The organism is Arthrobacter sp. GAS37 (assembly GCF_044908325.1).
Taxonomy (GTDB): domain Bacteria; phylum Actinomycetota; class Actinomycetes; order Actinomycetales; family Micrococcaceae; genus Arthrobacter; species Arthrobacter ramosus.
In genome coordinates, this window is record NZ_JBIYDB010000008.1 from 90,302 (window position 1) to 105,421 (window position 15,120).

Consider the following 15,120-nt stretch of genomic DNA (forward strand, 5'->3'; position numbering starts at 1 on the left):
CGGGGCGTAAAGTAGTGGGTGGTCTAAAGGCACTCCAATTCGAGGGAAAGCCACAATGAATGCAAAACAAGGAATCGACGTTTCGATTCCACCCAGCGGACCTGGTTGTGTTGAATGCGAGGCCAACGGAGGCTGGTGGCTGCATTTGCGCCGGTGCGCCCAGTGTGGGCACATCGGCTGCTGCGACAACTCTCCGGGGCAACACGCCACAGCCCATGCGAATTCCAGCGGCCACCCGGTCATCCGCAGCTTCGAACCGGGCGAGGACTGGTTCTTCAACTATCCCGACTCCGCATTTTTCGCCGGACCGGAACTTGAACCGCCGGCGCATCACCCGCTCGATCAAAGCGTTCCGGGCCCAGCCTCACGCGTCCCCGCTGGCTGGCAGCAGCAGCTGCACTGACGGAGTGCAAGGCCGAAACGCACCCGCATCAGGCCGCCTAGCGGGCCATCAGGCCCATGAAAACCAAGCTGTAGAGCGTGCTTGCCCGCGCTTCCCAGTCTGTGCGCGGATCTATCTCCCACAAACCAGCGAGCGCGAGGATCACATCGTCCGGATTGAGTCCCGCACGCACCGCGCCTGCAGCCTCCGCCGCGGACAGCAGCCGCCCGAGAGCTGCGACGATGGGCTGGTAGGTCTCGACGAACAGCGAGTCGTCTGATATCTCGGAAGCAGTCACAGCCCTTAACGCCTCGGTGAGACCGTGCTTCGTCATGGCGTAGCGAGCTAGACCTGCCACCCAGCGTTCCAACGCCTCGCCAGCTTCGTAGCCGCGCAGCAAATCATCGGCTGCCTCACCCAGCAGGCGTAGTTCCCGCCGATAGACTTCCAGGATCAGCGTCTCGCGGTTCGGGAAGTGTCGGTAGAGCGTCGCGTTCCCCACGCCCGCTAGCTTCGCGATCGCATTTAGTGAGACCTGGCCGTCGTTTGCCAAGGCTTGTGCTGCGGCCTCAACAATCGCTACGACGCAAGAACAGAGCAGATAATAGTGCTAACCGAACCTTGGCAGGGCTCGCCCCGGGAGGCGATGAAATGATTGCGGAGATCATTGCCCAAGTGGTGGCAGAGCTGATCCAGGGATGGTTCGAAGGGTGGACGACGCCTCGCCAGCATGTCTTAAGGGCTCTGGATCTTTCAAGGGAGCCCGTCCTGTCGCCGAAGCAGAGAGAATTCGGGCGGAAGTGGCTCACCTACGGCTTGGGACACCTTGCGGATCTCGGACTTGAATCGCGAGCCAAGGATATTCAGAAAGCGCTGAAGCGTGTTGAATCCTTCCCCTGGGAGAACAGGTAACGTGCAGGCTTTCGCTCGCGAAGGCATTGACGGAGTAAGCACCCGCCGGATCGCAGAGCTGGCGGGAACCAATGCCAGGACCGAACTAGCTTTGAGCGTCCCTACTCACAGCGAGGGCCGGCTCTGCCGGACTTTCGTTGTCCGTAGTCACAGTCGATGCCAGGAAAATTCCCACGACGCAGAAGAGGAACGGCACCAAGAAGGCAATGGTCAGGCCGAGCATCCCGCCGAGCCATCCAATGATCGCGGGGCCCGCTAGAAGCCCGACATAACCGGAGCTCACAACGCGCGAGAGTGTCTTGCCGGCATCTGATCGGCCGATACTCCCGGCCGCAGTGTAAACCTGCGGAATGATCCCTGAGAGTCCCAATCCGAAGAGCAGCCAACCGAAGAGGGACAGGGGATAAAAGGGAGACGCCACCACTACGAGCATTCCGGCTGCCGCAATGAGAGATCCGAATCTCACGACCTTGACGGGTCCGATCGCATGTGAAATACGGTCAGCAAGGAGTCGGCCAATGGTCATCGCGGCAGCGAAAGCCCCGTATGCCAACGCAGCTGCCGCTTCCGGTTCGCCCAAACGCTCAACGGTCTGAAGTGCACTCCAATCATTAGCAGCACCTTCGGAGAGCAGCACCAAAAACGCGAGTAGTGCCAGTGCCAGCATTCGGCCGCGCTTGGGCGCCACCGGATGGTCTGAAGAGGCCGTCTTGCCCGAGGTCGCGGGGTTTTGGTCCAAATCGAGCAACTCTTCACTGGCCTTCGGAAGCATCGAAAACGCCGACCAAGCTGTACCAACCAGACCCAGCAGGGCGGCGCCCAGTAGAATCCATGACACGTGAAGGTGGATCGATTGGCCAGCAGCCCCGGCTACAGCGCCCAGGGCACCGCCGAGTGAGAAGAACGCGTGGAAGGCGGACATGATGGGCCGTCGGTACCCACGCTCGACCACCACGGCGTGCTGGTTCATCGCCACGTCCGTCAGGCCGTGACCGAGTCCAAAAATGAAGAGTGCGATGCCCAAGCTCAGGGCGTCTGAAGCCATGCCGGGAAGGTTCACTGAAACCAGCAGAAGGCCAAGGCCCATCAGCGTCGGAGTTCTGCTGCCGAAGCGCCTGATCAGCAGCCCTGCAAATTGCATGGAGATGAGCGCACCGAGACCAAGCAAAAGGATCAGTCCGCCGAGAACAGCGTGGGAAGTTCCTGTTCGTTGCTGGATGTCGGGGATGTTTACTAACCAAATCGCCGTGAGGAAGCCGACGATGGTGAATGCTCCGAAGACACCCAATCGTGCCCGCAGCAGTTGGGGGGAAGCGTTGCTGAGAGATGCAGCCATTAGAAGTCCTTCAAATAGGGTCGGCGACTCGCGGTGTGGAGACCCAGGTTGCTAATATACGCCATAAGCTTTCATATGATCATAGCGGGGTTATCATTTGATCATGAATGGAACCAAGCGGCACGAGCGCATTTTGGAGCGACTGAACAGGGATGGGAAGGTCGACGTGGCCGGGCTGTCCGAGCAGCTCGGCATTTCTGGAGTGACCATTCGCCGGGACTTGGAACAGCTTGCCAGGGCCGGTGTCCTACGGCGAACACGTGGCGGTGCGGTGAGCATGATGATGCTCGGAGAGGGGCTTCCGTACGCCATGAGGGAAATCGAAATGGCGGAAACCAAACAACTTCTGGCGGCCGCGGTTGCCAAACTGGTCCGAAGCGGTGAGGCCGTGGCCCTCGATAGCGGCACGACCTGCGTTGAGATAGCCCGTGTCCTCGTCGGCACCAGGCTCACTGTGATGCCGTTTTCAGTCCAGGCGATCGGCGCCTTGTTTGGAAAATCCAACATCAATCTCATTACACCCGGCGGGTCGGTTCGCCATGATGAGGGATCGATTACAGGGCCGCTGGCGGAGGCATCACTCCGCTCGGTTCGGTTCGACACAGCCATCATTTCGCCGTGCGGGGCATCCCTGGAGGACGGTGTGACGGCGCACGATCTCCAGGATGCTGCCGTTAAGCGAGCCATCATTGATGCCTCCAAAAGGACCATTCTGGTTGCTGACAGCAGCAAGTTTTCCCGGTCGGCCATGGCCGCAGTTTGTCCGTTGGAGTCAATCGACATTTTAGTGACTGACGCGGCAGTGCCTGCGCAAGTGGTTGAACGACTGAGCGCCGGTGGGGTGGAAGTAGTTGTGGTTTGACTTGTGAAGCTCCACTGCTCATTCAGGAAAACCATCAATGCACGCGGGCAAGCTGTCGGTCTTCCATGACGGGCTAGTCCTGGTTGAAGGCGGCGTCGAAGCTGGTTTGTGAGGGCGGGTAGTCGTATTTTTTGAGGTTGGCGAGGGCTTCGGTGACGCCTACCTGGCCCCGGCGGGTGTACGGCGTGGACTGATGCGTTGCGGCGCTCATGCTTCGGGGCCGGTTTCCAGGTACCGCAATGAGGCCTCCATCGCTTCGAAGATGTCTCCGGCGTAATCGTCGAACTCAACGACGCCCACCTCCAAACCGGGGACTGCATTGATAGCTCCCCAGATGTCCATTTGCCCCTACCCAGCGGCCACTTGGGCAAGGAGGTCCATATTCACGGGACCGTCTTTGATGTGAACGGCCACAACCCGGGTGCCCAGCCGTTTCAGGAGCTCCACGGGATCCTGGCCTCCAACGGCGGCCCAGTAGGTGTCGACTTCCAGGACCAGTTCCGGATCCAGCAGTCCCTCGAAGTACTCCAGGGCGGTTTGGCCCTCGATGATGGACTCCACCTCCCATTGATGGTTGTGGTAACCGACGCGGATGCCGTATTCGGCACCCTTCTTCGCTGCTGCGTTGAGCTTGGCCGCGGTGGCCTGGATGTCCTCGGCGTTCTGCCAGTGCTCGGCAGGCAAGTACGGATCAATGACCGTGCTGATGCCCAGTTCCTTCGCAGCGGCGAAGATCTCATCCTGGTCCTGGCTCAGCAGCGGTGCATGCCCCGTCGGAGCAGAAACGCCGTTGTCGGCAAAGGCACGGGCGAACTCATCAGCGCGGGCAACAAAGTCATAGGGCTCAATCTGGTCATAGCCGATCTCTGCAAGGCGCCGGATGGTGCCGGGGAGATCGTCTTTGACGGCGGTGCGTACGTTGTAGAGCTGGACAGAATATTTCATTGCGACGGATTCCTTTGATTTGGAGGGCGTGCAGAGATGCTGCTGGCGCGCTGGTGTTTGACGGGACGTTGGAGAGGCGGACCCGACAGCACACAAGGATTACTTATGAAGTCTGAGTAAAGACTAAGGGAACCTTTTGGTTATTGGCAAGCAAAAGATGGCCGCTCCTCGATGAATCGGCGATTTATGTGTACGAGCGTCCACATCCCCGTTGGGAGTGAGGATCCCCTCTGATCTTCGATCTCTTCGGAGTGATCGCCAAAGATCAAAATCAAGAAGGTAGGGATGCACTATTGGCCACCGGAGGCGTCCCGGAGGAAGACTTTTGGGCGGCGTACTGGAACCAGCGTCCGCGATATGACCGCGAAGAGGTCACCGGCACCCAGTACTGGACCGCCGTTTCTGGCCAATTGGCTACGAGTTTCGATCCGGACCGCATTAGGCAACTCATAGAGCACGACATCGCCAGCTGGTCCGTCGTCGATGACCAGATGATCGCTCTGCTGGAGGACCTGTTCAGAACCCGACGTCTCGCGTTGCTCTCCAACATTCCCCAGGAGCTGGGGGAACACTTTCTGCGAAGACACCGATGGCCCGACCTTTTGAAGTCCGAGGACACTCATATCAGATTGGGCATGCAAAACCTGAACGGGAAACGTTCGAATGGTGTATCCGCGAGCTGGGGATTGAACCCTGCCGAGCCCTCTTTATCGACGACAGAGAGGAAAATATCCGATCTGCCCAGGAATCAGGACTCCGGGGCCACCTGTTTACATCGCGCGAAGCGCTCAGCCGGATATTCGAAGCGAACGGAACCTGACGGAGACGATCTCTCCGATAATGGCGGGTCCCGCAGCGTCAGCCGAGCTGTGGGGCCGAGCAGGTCATTCTTTAGTACAGTTGTACACATGGCGGCCGAGTATTTCCGAGACGACCCCCGGAGCAACCACGAACGGATGCTCGCGGGAGATCTCTACATCTCCGATGATCCGCAGATCCTCGCTCGACAGCAACGCGCTATTCGCCTGGCCGGGGCATATGCTTCTGCCTACGTTGAGGACATAGATGCGGCTCAGCCGTTCATACATGAGCTCATCGGGTGCCTGGCCGAAAGTGCCCATATCAGGCCACCGATATTCGTCGACTACGGATCCAACATCAGCATCGGTGAAGGTACGTTTATCAACTACAACCTCACTGCTCTTGACGTGGCCACGATTTCAATTGGAAGCCATTGCCAAATTGGCCCGAACGTCCAACTGCTGACGCCGACCCATCCCGTGGCGGCTCAACCCCGAAGAGACAAGTTGGAATCGGCCAAGCCGATTGTCATCGGAGACAACGTGTGGTTGGGCGGGGGAGTCATCGTGCTCCCCGGCGTAACGATTGGCGAAAACACCGTCGTCGGTGCCGGGGCAGTCGTCAGCCGCGACCTGCCTTCCAACGTCGTGGCGATGGGGATACCGGCTAAAATCATCAGGTCCATTGAAAGCTGAGGAAAATGGCGAAACGGCGGGTTGATCCGGATCGGCGCGACCGAATCATTGAAGCGACATTGGATCTGATTGCGGCCGAGGGCGTGGCCGGCACTTCACATCGGAAAGTGGCCGCCCTTGCAGATGTGCCTTTGGGGTCCATGACCTATCACTTCGCAGGAATGGACGAACTTCTGCACGAAGCCTTCACGCGTTTTGCCACCCGCATTAGCGACCGGTTCGAGCGGCGTATGAACGAGGCCTCGACCATTGAAGCGGCCAAAGAAGCTGTCGTCGAGATGATCATGGAAGATACCTATGGCGATCGGGACGCTCTCGTTCTGACGTTGGAGCTCTACACGCTGGCGGCCCGTCAAGCGAAGTTCCGGCACCTCACTCACGATTGGATGATGCGCAGCCGCCGTGCCTTTGAAAGGCACTTCGAGCCGGATGTGGCTCGACAACTGGACGCGCTCGTCGAAGGACTTTCAATTCATCGCGCCTTTGAACCGCGCGACGATGACCGGGAGTTGGTTTCGAACGCCGTCGACAAGCTCTTAACGGAAGCGCCGTCGCAGACGGTAGCACCCTCGCCGGTTGACGTCTCGATCACCTTTTCCGACGAACTTCATGAGACGGTCTCCAAGATCCATCGATAACGCTTGCCACCGGGTCGGCCGCAAGCGGCTCTCCCTTCGTAGGGGCAACGCCCCTACGAAGAGTCAGGCCGTCCATGAGAATCTCCAGAATCACTGCCGTAATTGGGTCGAAGTACCGTTTCAGGATTCTGGCGCTACCCTCTACCCACTCATTCGCGATGTTGCGCAGGGCAGGGTCACGAATGACCAGGGCCTGAAGTTCGCGAGACAGCGCCAGGTGTCGAGGGGGATCAGCGGTGGCATCTTCGTGAATTATCGCCAAGATGATCTTGCCTGCGTCACGATGATCTCGTGCTGGTTCAAGCCGATCCTCGAGCCGGGCGAGGGACTGGCTCACAAAACGCTCGAACCCTGTCTCCAAGAGCTCCTGCATTCCGCTGAAGTGGTACGTCATTGACCCGAGGGGAACGTCAGCCTGGGTTGCGATCCTCCGGAAACTAGTGCCGGCCACACCGTTCTCAGCAATGACCGCGAGCACTGCGTCGATAATCCGATTCCGACGATCCGGATCAAAACGTCGGATTCGGAAGCTGCTGGCGACGTCCGGGGCCGGACTTGGTGACAGCAGTTCCTTTCGCCCTGAATCTTGGTGCCGGGGGACATCCGAACGGGCGGACCACTCCACATCAGGGGGAAAACGGTCCGGCGGATCCTGTGCATCCATCAACTCTCCACCTTCCGCACGTGTACGAACGTACATTGCTTCCGATGCGTACGATCGTGCACTAGATTTCTTATGCGTACGATCGTACACTAAAGGAACCGAATGTGAGCAAGGCCACTTGAGGAGCGTCCGAATTTGCAGAAAACCGTCTATTGGGAGACTCCAACCAAACTTCATGCTTGAGTAAATCCATAATCCGTGTACTCTTGCTTATAGGTGATGTGACTCTCACTAGTGACGTACGCAAAAGTTCGTAGTCCACTGGCAGGTTCGGACTCACGCACCCGGCCCCAGCAATGGCCAGAACCGAGAGGTAAATTCCAAAATGACTGTTGAGACTTCTTTGCAGATCGATGGTCCTGCAAAGTCCAGCTACGACGTCGTAATCGTCGGAAGCGGCATGGGCGGCGGTACGCTGGCCTACGCATTGAAGGACGCAGGCGTCAGCGTATTGCTCATCGAGCGCGGTGGGTTCGTTCCCCAGGAGAAACAGAACTGGGACCCGGATGCCGTGTTTGAGCACGGCCGATACAAAAATGCTGAAAAATGGTACTCCGACACGGGAGAAGCTTTCAGCCCTGGTACTTATTACTACGTCGGTGGCAACACCAAGTTCTACGGGTCATCCTTGGTGAGGTTTCGACGCGAAGATTTTGTCGCGACCGAACACGAGGACGGTACTTCACCAGCCTGGCCGTTCACGTATGACGACATAGCCCCCTATTACTCGCGGGCCGAGAGGGTGTACAAGGTCCATGGGGACCAACACGATGATCCCACGTTGCCCCGCGAAGAGCCCTTTCCTTATCCTGCGATCGGTCATGAACCTGAGGTGCAGGCAGTTGCGGATGGGCTGGCCAAACAGGGACTGACTCCGTCCAGCATTCCCTTGGGAATCGACTGGCGCCAGGGCGGGGCCTGTATCCGCTGCCGCACTTGCGACGGTTTTCCATGCCGCGTCCTGGCCAAAATGGATGCCGACGTCGCGTGTGTACGACCGGCTCTTCAAACGGGCAACGTGGAACTGCTGACCAAGGCGTATGCCGAGAAGGTGCTCACCGACGAATCAGGCCAGACTGCCACGGGCGTACAGCTCGTCCACAACGGGAAGACCATCGTCGTCGGGGCCGGAAAGGTCGTCGTTTCTTGCGGCGCCGTCAACTCTGCGGCGCTATTGCTCCGGTCCGCCACGGACAAACACTCCAACGGCCTCGCCAACTCCTCGGGAATGGTTGGCAGGAACTACATGGTGCACAACAACAGCATCATGATCGCCTTGCACCCCAAGAGGAACAAAGTTGAGTTCCAAAAGACGCTCTACTTCAATGACTATTACCTCAAGGGCAACGCGGATTTTCCGTTCCCGCTCGGTCACGTCCAGTTGATCGGCAAGCTCCAAGGCGCCATGCTGGTCGGGCAGAAGCCGCTCATCCCCAAATGGGCCCTGGAAATTGCTGCCGGCCACAGCATGGATTGGTGGCTCTTCACGGAAGATCTTCCCGATCCGGAAAACAAGGTGACCCTAAGGAACGACGAAGCTATCCGGATCAGTTGGAAACCCAACAATGTTCGGGCACACCAGCACCTCGTCAAGGAGATGAAACGCATTCTCCACAAGATGGGCTATCCACTGATCTTCAGTGAAACCACTGGTATTGCTGTCAACTCCCACCAGGCCGGAACGATCCGGGCCGGAGACGACCCTCGGTCGTCCGTCCTCGACCCGAGCTGCCGGACCCATGATGTCAAGAACCTCTTCGTCGTCGACTCGTCCTTCTTCCCCTCACTTCCAGTGATGAACCCGGCGCTGACCATTGCCGCAAATGCCTTCCGTGTCGCGGAACATATCGTGCCCGGCGCATCCCAGCGCCAATCCGAGACGCGCGCCCCCGAATTCCTACCGCTAACCCCCGTATTTACAGGAAGTAAGAACAAATGACTGATCAGCAGCTGACCGGTGGACAGATGATTGTCGACTGCCTCATCCGCGAAGGCGTCGAGCGCGTCTTCGCAGTCCCCGGACACGGCAACACAGCACTCCTGGACGCCTTCGTTGACCGCGCCGACGAGATCGAAGTAATCCCGGCCATGCACGAACAGGGCGCCGCGCACATGGCAGACGGCTACTACCGGGCATCAGGCAAGATCGCCGCAGTCTGTACGTCGATCGGCCCCGGCGCAACCAACACGTTGACAGGACTTGTCACCGCCTTCGCGGACTCGCAGCCCTTCATCCTGATCACCGGCGCCGTCCACACCTACATGGAAAACCGCGGAGTCCTTCAGGAAATCGACAGGCCGCACGGCAACAACTTCCCGCGCATGGCCGAACCGGCAGTCAAGCGCTGGTGGCAGCCCAGCCGCCTCGAACAGATCCCGATGGTCATGGACCAGGCATTCAACACGATGTACGAAGGACGCCGGGGCCCGGTGCTTGTGGATGTGCCGCAGGACCTGCAGGCCGAATACGGCTACTATAAGCGTGTCCCAGGCTCCCGCCGGGCCCAGACCCGCGCAACGGGTGACGCCACGGCAATCGCCGCGGCCGTCGAAGTGCTCAGGACTGCCAAGCGGCCCGTCATCCTCGCCGGCGGCGGTGTCATTGCTGCCGAGGCCAGTGAGGAACTCCTTGCCATCGCCGAACGACTCGGCGCTCCGGTCACCCACTCATTCATGGGCAAGGGCTCCTTCCCAGCAGATCACGACCTGTACGCCTGGCCATGTGGCGACATGGGCTCGATCCCCGGAAACGGTGTCACCCGCACGGCCGATGTAATTCTCGCCGTCGGTTGCCGTTTCAGCGACCGCATCACGTCCTCCTACAAGGAAGGCGTTACCTTCAACATTCCGTCCATCACCAAGCTCGTCCAGATCGACATCGACGGATTCGAAATCGGCCGCAACTACCCGGTTGAGGTCGGAATCGTCGGCGACGCCAAGACCTCCCTGGCCGCCATCCGGGATGCTCTGGGCGACGGACCTGACTACCACGGCACCGAGTACTTCGCCGAGCTCCAGGAGCTCAAGGCCAAGTGGGAAGAGCACCTGCGGCCGATGCGTGAGACCGGCTATCTCCCCATGACGAATTCACGGGCGATGGTCGAAATCCGCAAGGCACTGCCCCGCGAAGGCATTCTGGTTACCGATTCCAGCAATCCCGCAAACCAGGCGTTCAACGAGTTCCCCGTCTACGGGCCCAAGACAAACATCGTGGCCGGCGGTATGTCAGGAATCGGCTTCGGCCTCCCCGCTGCCATCGGCGCGCAAATCGCAGTTCCAGGGACGCCGGTCCTAGCGATGGTCGGAGACGGCAGCTTCCTCCAAACAGGGACAGAGCTGTCAACGGCAGTCATGCTCGGCACGCCGCTGGTCGTCGTCGTTCTGAACAACGGCGGCTGGGAAGCCATCAAGGATCTCCAGATCAGCTTGTTCGGCGCTGAGCGCCGACTGGTCACGAATTGGAGCACTCCTGACGGGAAACCCTACTTCGCCAACATTGCCGAGTTCGCACGCTCCCTGGGCTGCACCGCCGAGCGGATCGAAGACCCCGCGAAGCTGGCGCAGGCGATCGAACGTGCCTTCGCCACCGAGGGGCCTGTCGTCATTGAGGCCATGAGCGCTACTGAGCTGCCGTGGACCGAGATGCACCCCACTGGCTGGTGGGACATCACAGTTCCGGCGTACCACGGTGACACCCGTGATGAATACGTCGCTCAGCGCGGGTTCTAACCAGGAGAAACATCATGGGTGACATCAAGCTCGGACTCAACCTCGAATTTGCACGATACGAAAACGGCTCATTTGACTGGGCGATGGACCGTGCCGCAGAAATTGGCTACCGCTATGTCGAACCGATGGTCCACTGGGGCCGGGAGTTGCTCAGCGAGGCCGGCTATTTCCACAGCCGCTCAATGCTGGACGACCCGCTCAAGCTCAAGCAAGCAGCCGAGAGCCGGGGCCTTCAGATTTCATCGCTCTCAAGTCATGCCCCGTTAGCCAAACCCGACGTCGCCGTGGACTACCTCAAACAGTCCATCCGGTACGCGGCCGAATGCGGGGCGCCGATGATCATGGTCGACGACGGACCCTTGCCGACCTGGACCACGGAGGAGGAGAACTTCACGTTGATGAAGTACACCCTGCAGGAGGCAGCCCTCGTGGCTGAACCGCGCGGGATCGCGATTGCGATCGAAACCCATGGTCCCTACACCGCCACACCTGCCGGGTTGGACCGCCTCATGAAGCTGATCGACTCGCCGGTCCTGACGATCAATCTAGACACGGGGAACAGCTACCTGAGCGAAAATGATCCCCATGCGTGGCTGGAAGACATCGTCTCAAACGTCACGCACATGCACGCCAAAGACATCTCAGTCGAGGATGCCAAGAAATACCGCGGCAAAGTACGCGGGATGCTCGGCTGCGCCTGCGGAGAAGGGGTCATCGACTGGGAACGGATCGTCCGGACCCTCACGGACGCTGACCACGATGTTGTCCTCTCGGTCGAGTGCGGCTCGCTGGATGCCGCAGTAAAGAGCTACAGCTACCTCAGCGAGCTGATCTCAAGAGTGCGCACCTAGCAGAGATCCGTCACGGATCCGGTCCGCCCGAATCCGCGCATCCGGCGGTCATCGAAGCCGGACACCAGATGTCAACGCGAGGGCGGGAAAACCAAGGACAACGATGACCACTCCCGCCCCCGTCCACACCAGCAAGAAGGAAGAAGCCATGAAGAATCTACTCCCCCCCACCGCCATGTCTCGTCGCGGTTTCCTCGCCCTCACGGGGGCCGTTACCCTCACCGCTTCCGTCAGCGCCTGCGCCGTCGGCGGCGGAAACGCTTCGGCGAGCGGCGGCAGTACGGTCAAGTTCTGGGACATGCCGTGGGGCGACAAAAACTACAGCGATGCCGCCCAAAGCTTGGCGCAGGCGTACAAGCCCGGTGACGGCATGCCGGGCGTGTCGTACCAGCAGGTCAACTGGGACGGGTTCAACCAGACGTTCTCCTCCGCAATCGCCTCCAACACCGGACCGGCTGTTTCCACCGGTGGCGGCTTCCAGGCGTTTCAGTTCGCGAAGCAGGGTGCCATCGCCTACGCCGACAATCTCATCGATTCCTTCAAGAAGGACGGCACCTACGACGACTTTCTCCCGCACACACTGGATGCGATGAAGACCTCCGACGGTTACGTCGGCATCCCGTGGAACCTCGACGTCCAAGTCTTCTGGTACCGCAAGTCGATCCTGGACCAGATCGGAGCAACGCCGCCGCAGTCCTGGGATGACGTATTGGACGTGGCAAAGAAGGCTTCTGCCAAGGGTTATGTCGGTTTCGGCATCAGCGGCGGCAGCGGCAACTACGGACCCATGGCCGTCCTGAGCCTGATGATCAACAATGGCGGTGGCCTCTTCAACTCCAATGGCGACCTCGACATCGTCAATGACCGCAACGCGGAGGCAGTTGATTTCCTCACCGAGCTAGTCAGGCAGGGTGTCGTCGACCCGGGCTCCGTGAGCATGAAGGATGACGATCTCACCACCCTCTGGACGAACAAGAAGGTAGCCCTCGGATTCCAAAGCCCGGCATTCAACAACGTCGTCGGCGACGAGAAGGACGTCCTCGTGACGAACCCGCTCAAGTCCCACCGCGGCGAGGTCGGGGGACTGTACTACGTGAACAACATCATGATGTACAAGAACACACCATCCCAGGCTGGGTCTGAAGCGTTCACCTCGTACTACATCAAGAACATGAAGACCCTCTGGCAGAAAGGCGTCATGCAGGGGCTGCCCGCCCTGAAGTCCATCACCGAGCTCCCGGAATTCAAAGCAAACGCACAGAACACGGAGGTCGTCGAGAAATGGCAGCCGATTTGCAAGACGACCGCCGCCCAATCGAGCGCCCTCACCGCCAAGCTCGCAACCATCGACGGTGGTCAGGCGATGACGGACTTCTGCCAGACCGTCCTCGCCGGAAAAACCCCGTCCCAGACCATCCTGACCAAGCTTGAGAGCGACATCAAGGCCGCCATCTCCTAGCGAAGCAATAGCGAAAGCCGTCACACACCATGAGCACCTCCGTTCGCCGCACTGAACTACCCTTGACGGTGAGGACGCCGACCCACGAACCGCGGAACCGCCGCCGGAGGAGCAGTCCCGGCCGCGCGCCTGCAACCAAGCTCTTCCTGATCTTGCCGTCAGTCGTCATTCTCATCCTCACGAACGCGTACCCGATCGCCTACGCAGCCTTTCAGGCCCTGCACAACGGGAGCCTGATCTCACCAGGGGAATTTGTCGGCGTCGACAACTTCGCAAAAGTCCTGGCCGATCCTGCCTTCTGGCGAGCAGCTGGATTTACCGCTGTCTTCGCGGTCGCAGGCGTCTTCGGAAGCTGGATCATCGGGATTGCAATCGCGCTCCTGCTCCGGACCCGGATTCCGGCCAAAGGGCTCCTTAAGACGATTCTCCTGCTTCCGTGGGTTGTGCCGATTGTCGTCTCGGCCATGTCCTGGAATTGGCTCATAGGAACGAGTTCCAGCCCTGTCCCCACGATCATCCACGCGCTAGGCTTCGGGGACGCCATCTTCCTCGCCGATCCGCTTGGCGCCCAGATCACGGTCTGCCTGTTCGAGATCTGGGTGAACTTCCCGTTCATGATGCTCATGATGAGCGCGGCTCTGAGCTCCGTAGATGAAAGTATCTACGAGGCCGCCAAGATCGACGGCGCCAGCGCCCGGCAACAGTTCCGTTACATGACGCTTCCTATCATCGCGAAGCCCACGTACATCTCCTGGGTCTTGATGGCGATCTTCTGCGCCAACGACTTCCCGACCGTGTATCTCCTCACCCATGGCGGCCCGGTCGGCGCGACGAACACCCTGGTTGTTCTGGCCTACAAGACCGTATTCCAGAACTTCCAGACAGGCCCGGGCGTTGCGATCGCCTTCCTCATGACCCTTGCATTGGCCATCGTGGCCGTGCTGCTCTTCCGACAGATCCGAAAGTCGACCTCACAATGACCACTGCAACACTCAGAACCAAGATCGCAACACCACGGCGGTCCGTCGAAGCAGGAAGTCGCGGGCAATGGCTGCGCTTTGCGATCCTTGTCGCACTAGCGGCATTCGCCCTCATCCCCATTGCGGGAACCGTTGGCCTCTCCCTTAGGGCGAACAATGGGACGGGCTCCCTCACTCTGGATAACTTCGCCCACGTGCTGAGTAGCAGCGGCACGGTCGCCTGGCTGGTCAACAGTCTCCAGGTTGCATTGGCGACAGTCGTGGTGTCGGTAGCAGTCGCGGCACCGGCCGGCTATGTCCTATCGCGAGGGAGGGGCCGGCTCGTCGGAGGCTATTCCCTCCTGCTCTTCGTCGTACAGGCCTTGCCTGTGATCACGTCTGTGATTCCGTTGTTCATCCTCTTCTCCCACATCGGTCTTGCTGACAACCTCGTCGGGATCACGATTCTGTATGTCGCGAGTTCCATGTCCGTGGCAACCTGGATGATGGCCTCCTACATGGACGGGATCCCTGGGAGCCTCGAAGAGGCGGCATGGATCGATGGAGCATCGGTGTTCAAAGGGTTCCTTCACATCGTGCTCCGGAACTCACTGCCAGGTGTACTCTCGACCGCCATCTTTACTTTCCTGATGGCCTGGAACGACTACCTTGTCGCATCGATCTTCCTCCGCTCAGCAGGAACCTTCACGCTCCCGATCGGCGTCCAGACCTTCTTTCAGCAGCACTCGACCGATTGGGGATCAGTTATGGCGGTTGCCGTCATCATGCTGCTGCCACCCACGATCATCTTCGCGACGCTGAACAAGTTCTTCAGCGTCGGAGGTGTCGCGGGATCATTGGCAGGTCAGTAGAAGTTCCCGGCACTT

The 15,120-nt window shown here is 59.5% G+C and carries 17 protein-coding genes and 1 pseudogene; 12 read left to right on the forward strand and 6 right to left on the reverse strand.

All coding sequences use genetic code 11. The features are described from left to right. Window positions 1-55 precede the first annotated feature (55 nt). Window positions 56-403 (forward strand): UBP-type zinc finger domain-containing protein, encoded by a 348-nt coding sequence (locus ABH924_RS09335; RefSeq protein ID WP_234753613.1) that lies wholly within the window; start codon window positions 56-58, stop codon window positions 401-403. A 37-nt stretch (window positions 404-440) separates the two neighbouring features. On the opposite strand, the gene ABH924_RS09340 is transcribed toward ABH924_RS09335, so the two are convergent. Next, window positions 441-983 carry a TetR/AcrR family transcriptional regulator gene (locus ABH924_RS09340; protein ID WP_404498379.1) on the reverse strand — a complete coding sequence of 181 codons (543 nt, stop codon included), beginning with the start codon at window positions 981-983 and terminating at the stop codon, window positions 441-443. Between the two features lie 50 nt (window positions 984-1,033). Between ABH924_RS09340 and ABH924_RS09345 the strand changes: the two genes are divergently transcribed. Beyond that, window positions 1,034-1,294, forward strand: coding sequence for a hypothetical protein (locus tag ABH924_RS09345; protein ID WP_234753617.1), 261 nt, complete (start codon window positions 1,034-1,036; stop codon window positions 1,292-1,294). 85 nt (window positions 1,295-1,379) lie between these two features. Here the strand turns inward: ABH924_RS09345 and ABH924_RS09350 are convergent, their stop codons facing one another. Further along, window positions 1,380-2,630: an MFS transporter gene (locus tag ABH924_RS09350; RefSeq protein WP_404498248.1), complete on the reverse strand. Its 1,251-nt coding sequence runs from the start codon at window positions 2,628-2,630 to the stop codon at window positions 1,380-1,382. A gap of 103 nt (window positions 2,631-2,733) precedes the next feature. On the opposite strand from ABH924_RS09350, the gene ABH924_RS09355 reads away from it, so the two are divergent. Then, entirely contained in the window at window positions 2,734-3,492 is a 759-nt protein-coding gene (locus ABH924_RS09355) for a DeoR/GlpR family DNA-binding transcription regulator (RefSeq protein ID WP_404498250.1), read from the forward strand. A gap of 73 nt (window positions 3,493-3,565) precedes the next feature. Here the strand turns inward: ABH924_RS09355 and ABH924_RS09360 are convergent, their stop codons facing one another. The 3 genes and pseudogenes from ABH924_RS09360 to ABH924_RS09370 all read right to left on the reverse strand — a co-directional run bounded on the left by ABH924_RS09360 (window position 3,566) and on the right by ABH924_RS09370 (window position 5,024). Further along, window positions 3,566-3,703 carry a hypothetical protein gene (locus ABH924_RS09360; RefSeq protein WP_404498252.1) on the reverse strand — a complete coding sequence of 46 codons (138 nt, stop codon included), beginning with the start codon at window positions 3,701-3,703 and terminating at the stop codon, window positions 3,566-3,568. Then, window positions 3,700-4,437 (reverse strand): annotated as a pseudogene (locus tag ABH924_RS09365) (sugar phosphate isomerase/epimerase family protein). Before ABH924_RS09365 ends, ABH924_RS09360 begins: the two are co-directional and overlap by 4 nt. 290 nt (window positions 4,438-4,727) lie before the next feature. Next, window positions 4,728-5,024 (reverse strand): hypothetical protein, encoded by a 297-nt coding sequence (locus ABH924_RS09370; protein WP_404498254.1) that lies wholly within the window; start codon window positions 5,022-5,024, stop codon window positions 4,728-4,730. Between the two features lie 2 nt (window positions 5,025-5,026). On the opposite strand from ABH924_RS09370, the gene ABH924_RS09375 reads away from it, so the two are divergent. The 3 genes from ABH924_RS09375 to ABH924_RS09385 all read left to right on the forward strand — a co-directional run bounded on the left by ABH924_RS09375 (window position 5,027) and on the right by ABH924_RS09385 (window position 6,571). Continuing rightward, window positions 5,027-5,257 (forward strand): HAD-IA family hydrolase, encoded by a 231-nt coding sequence (locus ABH924_RS09375; protein WP_404498256.1) that lies wholly within the window; start codon window positions 5,027-5,029, stop codon window positions 5,255-5,257. A gap of 136 nt (window positions 5,258-5,393) precedes the next feature. Further along, the gene (locus ABH924_RS09380; RefSeq protein WP_404498380.1) at window positions 5,394-5,933 is read left to right on the forward strand and encodes a sugar O-acetyltransferase; all 540 of its coding nucleotides are present in this window, start codon (window positions 5,394-5,396) and stop codon (window positions 5,931-5,933) included. A 5-nt stretch (window positions 5,934-5,938) separates the two neighbouring features. Next, a complete protein-coding gene (locus tag ABH924_RS09385) occupies window positions 5,939-6,571 on the forward strand; it encodes a TetR/AcrR family transcriptional regulator (RefSeq protein WP_404498258.1) in 633 nt (210 codons plus the stop codon). Here the strand turns inward: ABH924_RS09385 and ABH924_RS09390 are convergent. Continuing rightward, entirely contained in the window at window positions 6,522-7,412 is an 891-nt protein-coding gene (locus tag ABH924_RS09390) for a TetR/AcrR family transcriptional regulator (RefSeq protein WP_404498259.1), read from the reverse strand. The two genes, ABH924_RS09385 and ABH924_RS09390, sit on opposite strands and share 50 nt — an antisense overlap. A gap of 148 nt (window positions 7,413-7,560) precedes the next feature. Between ABH924_RS09390 and ABH924_RS09395 the strand changes: the two genes are divergently transcribed. From ABH924_RS09395 to ABH924_RS09420, 6 genes are all read left to right on the forward strand, one after another. Further along, the gene (locus ABH924_RS09395) at window positions 7,561-9,174 is read left to right on the forward strand and encodes a GMC family oxidoreductase (protein ID WP_404498261.1); all 1,614 of its coding nucleotides are present in this window, start codon (window positions 7,561-7,563) and stop codon (window positions 9,172-9,174) included. Further along, the gene (locus tag ABH924_RS09400; RefSeq protein WP_404498263.1) at window positions 9,171-10,964 is read left to right on the forward strand and encodes a thiamine pyrophosphate-binding protein; all 1,794 of its coding nucleotides are present in this window, start codon (window positions 9,171-9,173) and stop codon (window positions 10,962-10,964) included. The genes ABH924_RS09395 and ABH924_RS09400 overlap by 4 nt, the downstream gene beginning before the upstream one ends. A gap of 14 nt (window positions 10,965-10,978) precedes the next feature. After that, complete coding sequence (locus ABH924_RS09405) at window positions 10,979-11,815, forward strand: sugar phosphate isomerase/epimerase family protein (protein WP_404498265.1); 837 nt, start codon at window positions 10,979-10,981, stop codon at window positions 11,813-11,815. A gap of 103 nt (window positions 11,816-11,918) precedes the next feature. Then, a complete protein-coding gene (locus ABH924_RS09410; RefSeq protein WP_404498267.1) occupies window positions 11,919-13,274 on the forward strand; it encodes an ABC transporter substrate-binding protein in 1,356 nt (451 codons plus the stop codon). A 29-nt stretch (window positions 13,275-13,303) separates the two neighbouring features. Then, window positions 13,304-14,254 (forward strand): carbohydrate ABC transporter permease, encoded by a 951-nt coding sequence (locus ABH924_RS09415; protein WP_404498269.1) that lies wholly within the window; start codon window positions 13,304-13,306, stop codon window positions 14,252-14,254. Then, window positions 14,251-15,105 carry a carbohydrate ABC transporter permease gene (locus ABH924_RS09420; RefSeq protein WP_234753628.1) on the forward strand — a complete coding sequence of 285 codons (855 nt, stop codon included), beginning with the start codon at window positions 14,251-14,253 and terminating at the stop codon, window positions 15,103-15,105. Before ABH924_RS09415 ends, ABH924_RS09420 begins: the two co-directional genes overlap by 4 nt. The last annotated feature ends 15 nt before the right edge of the window (window positions 15,106-15,120 follow it).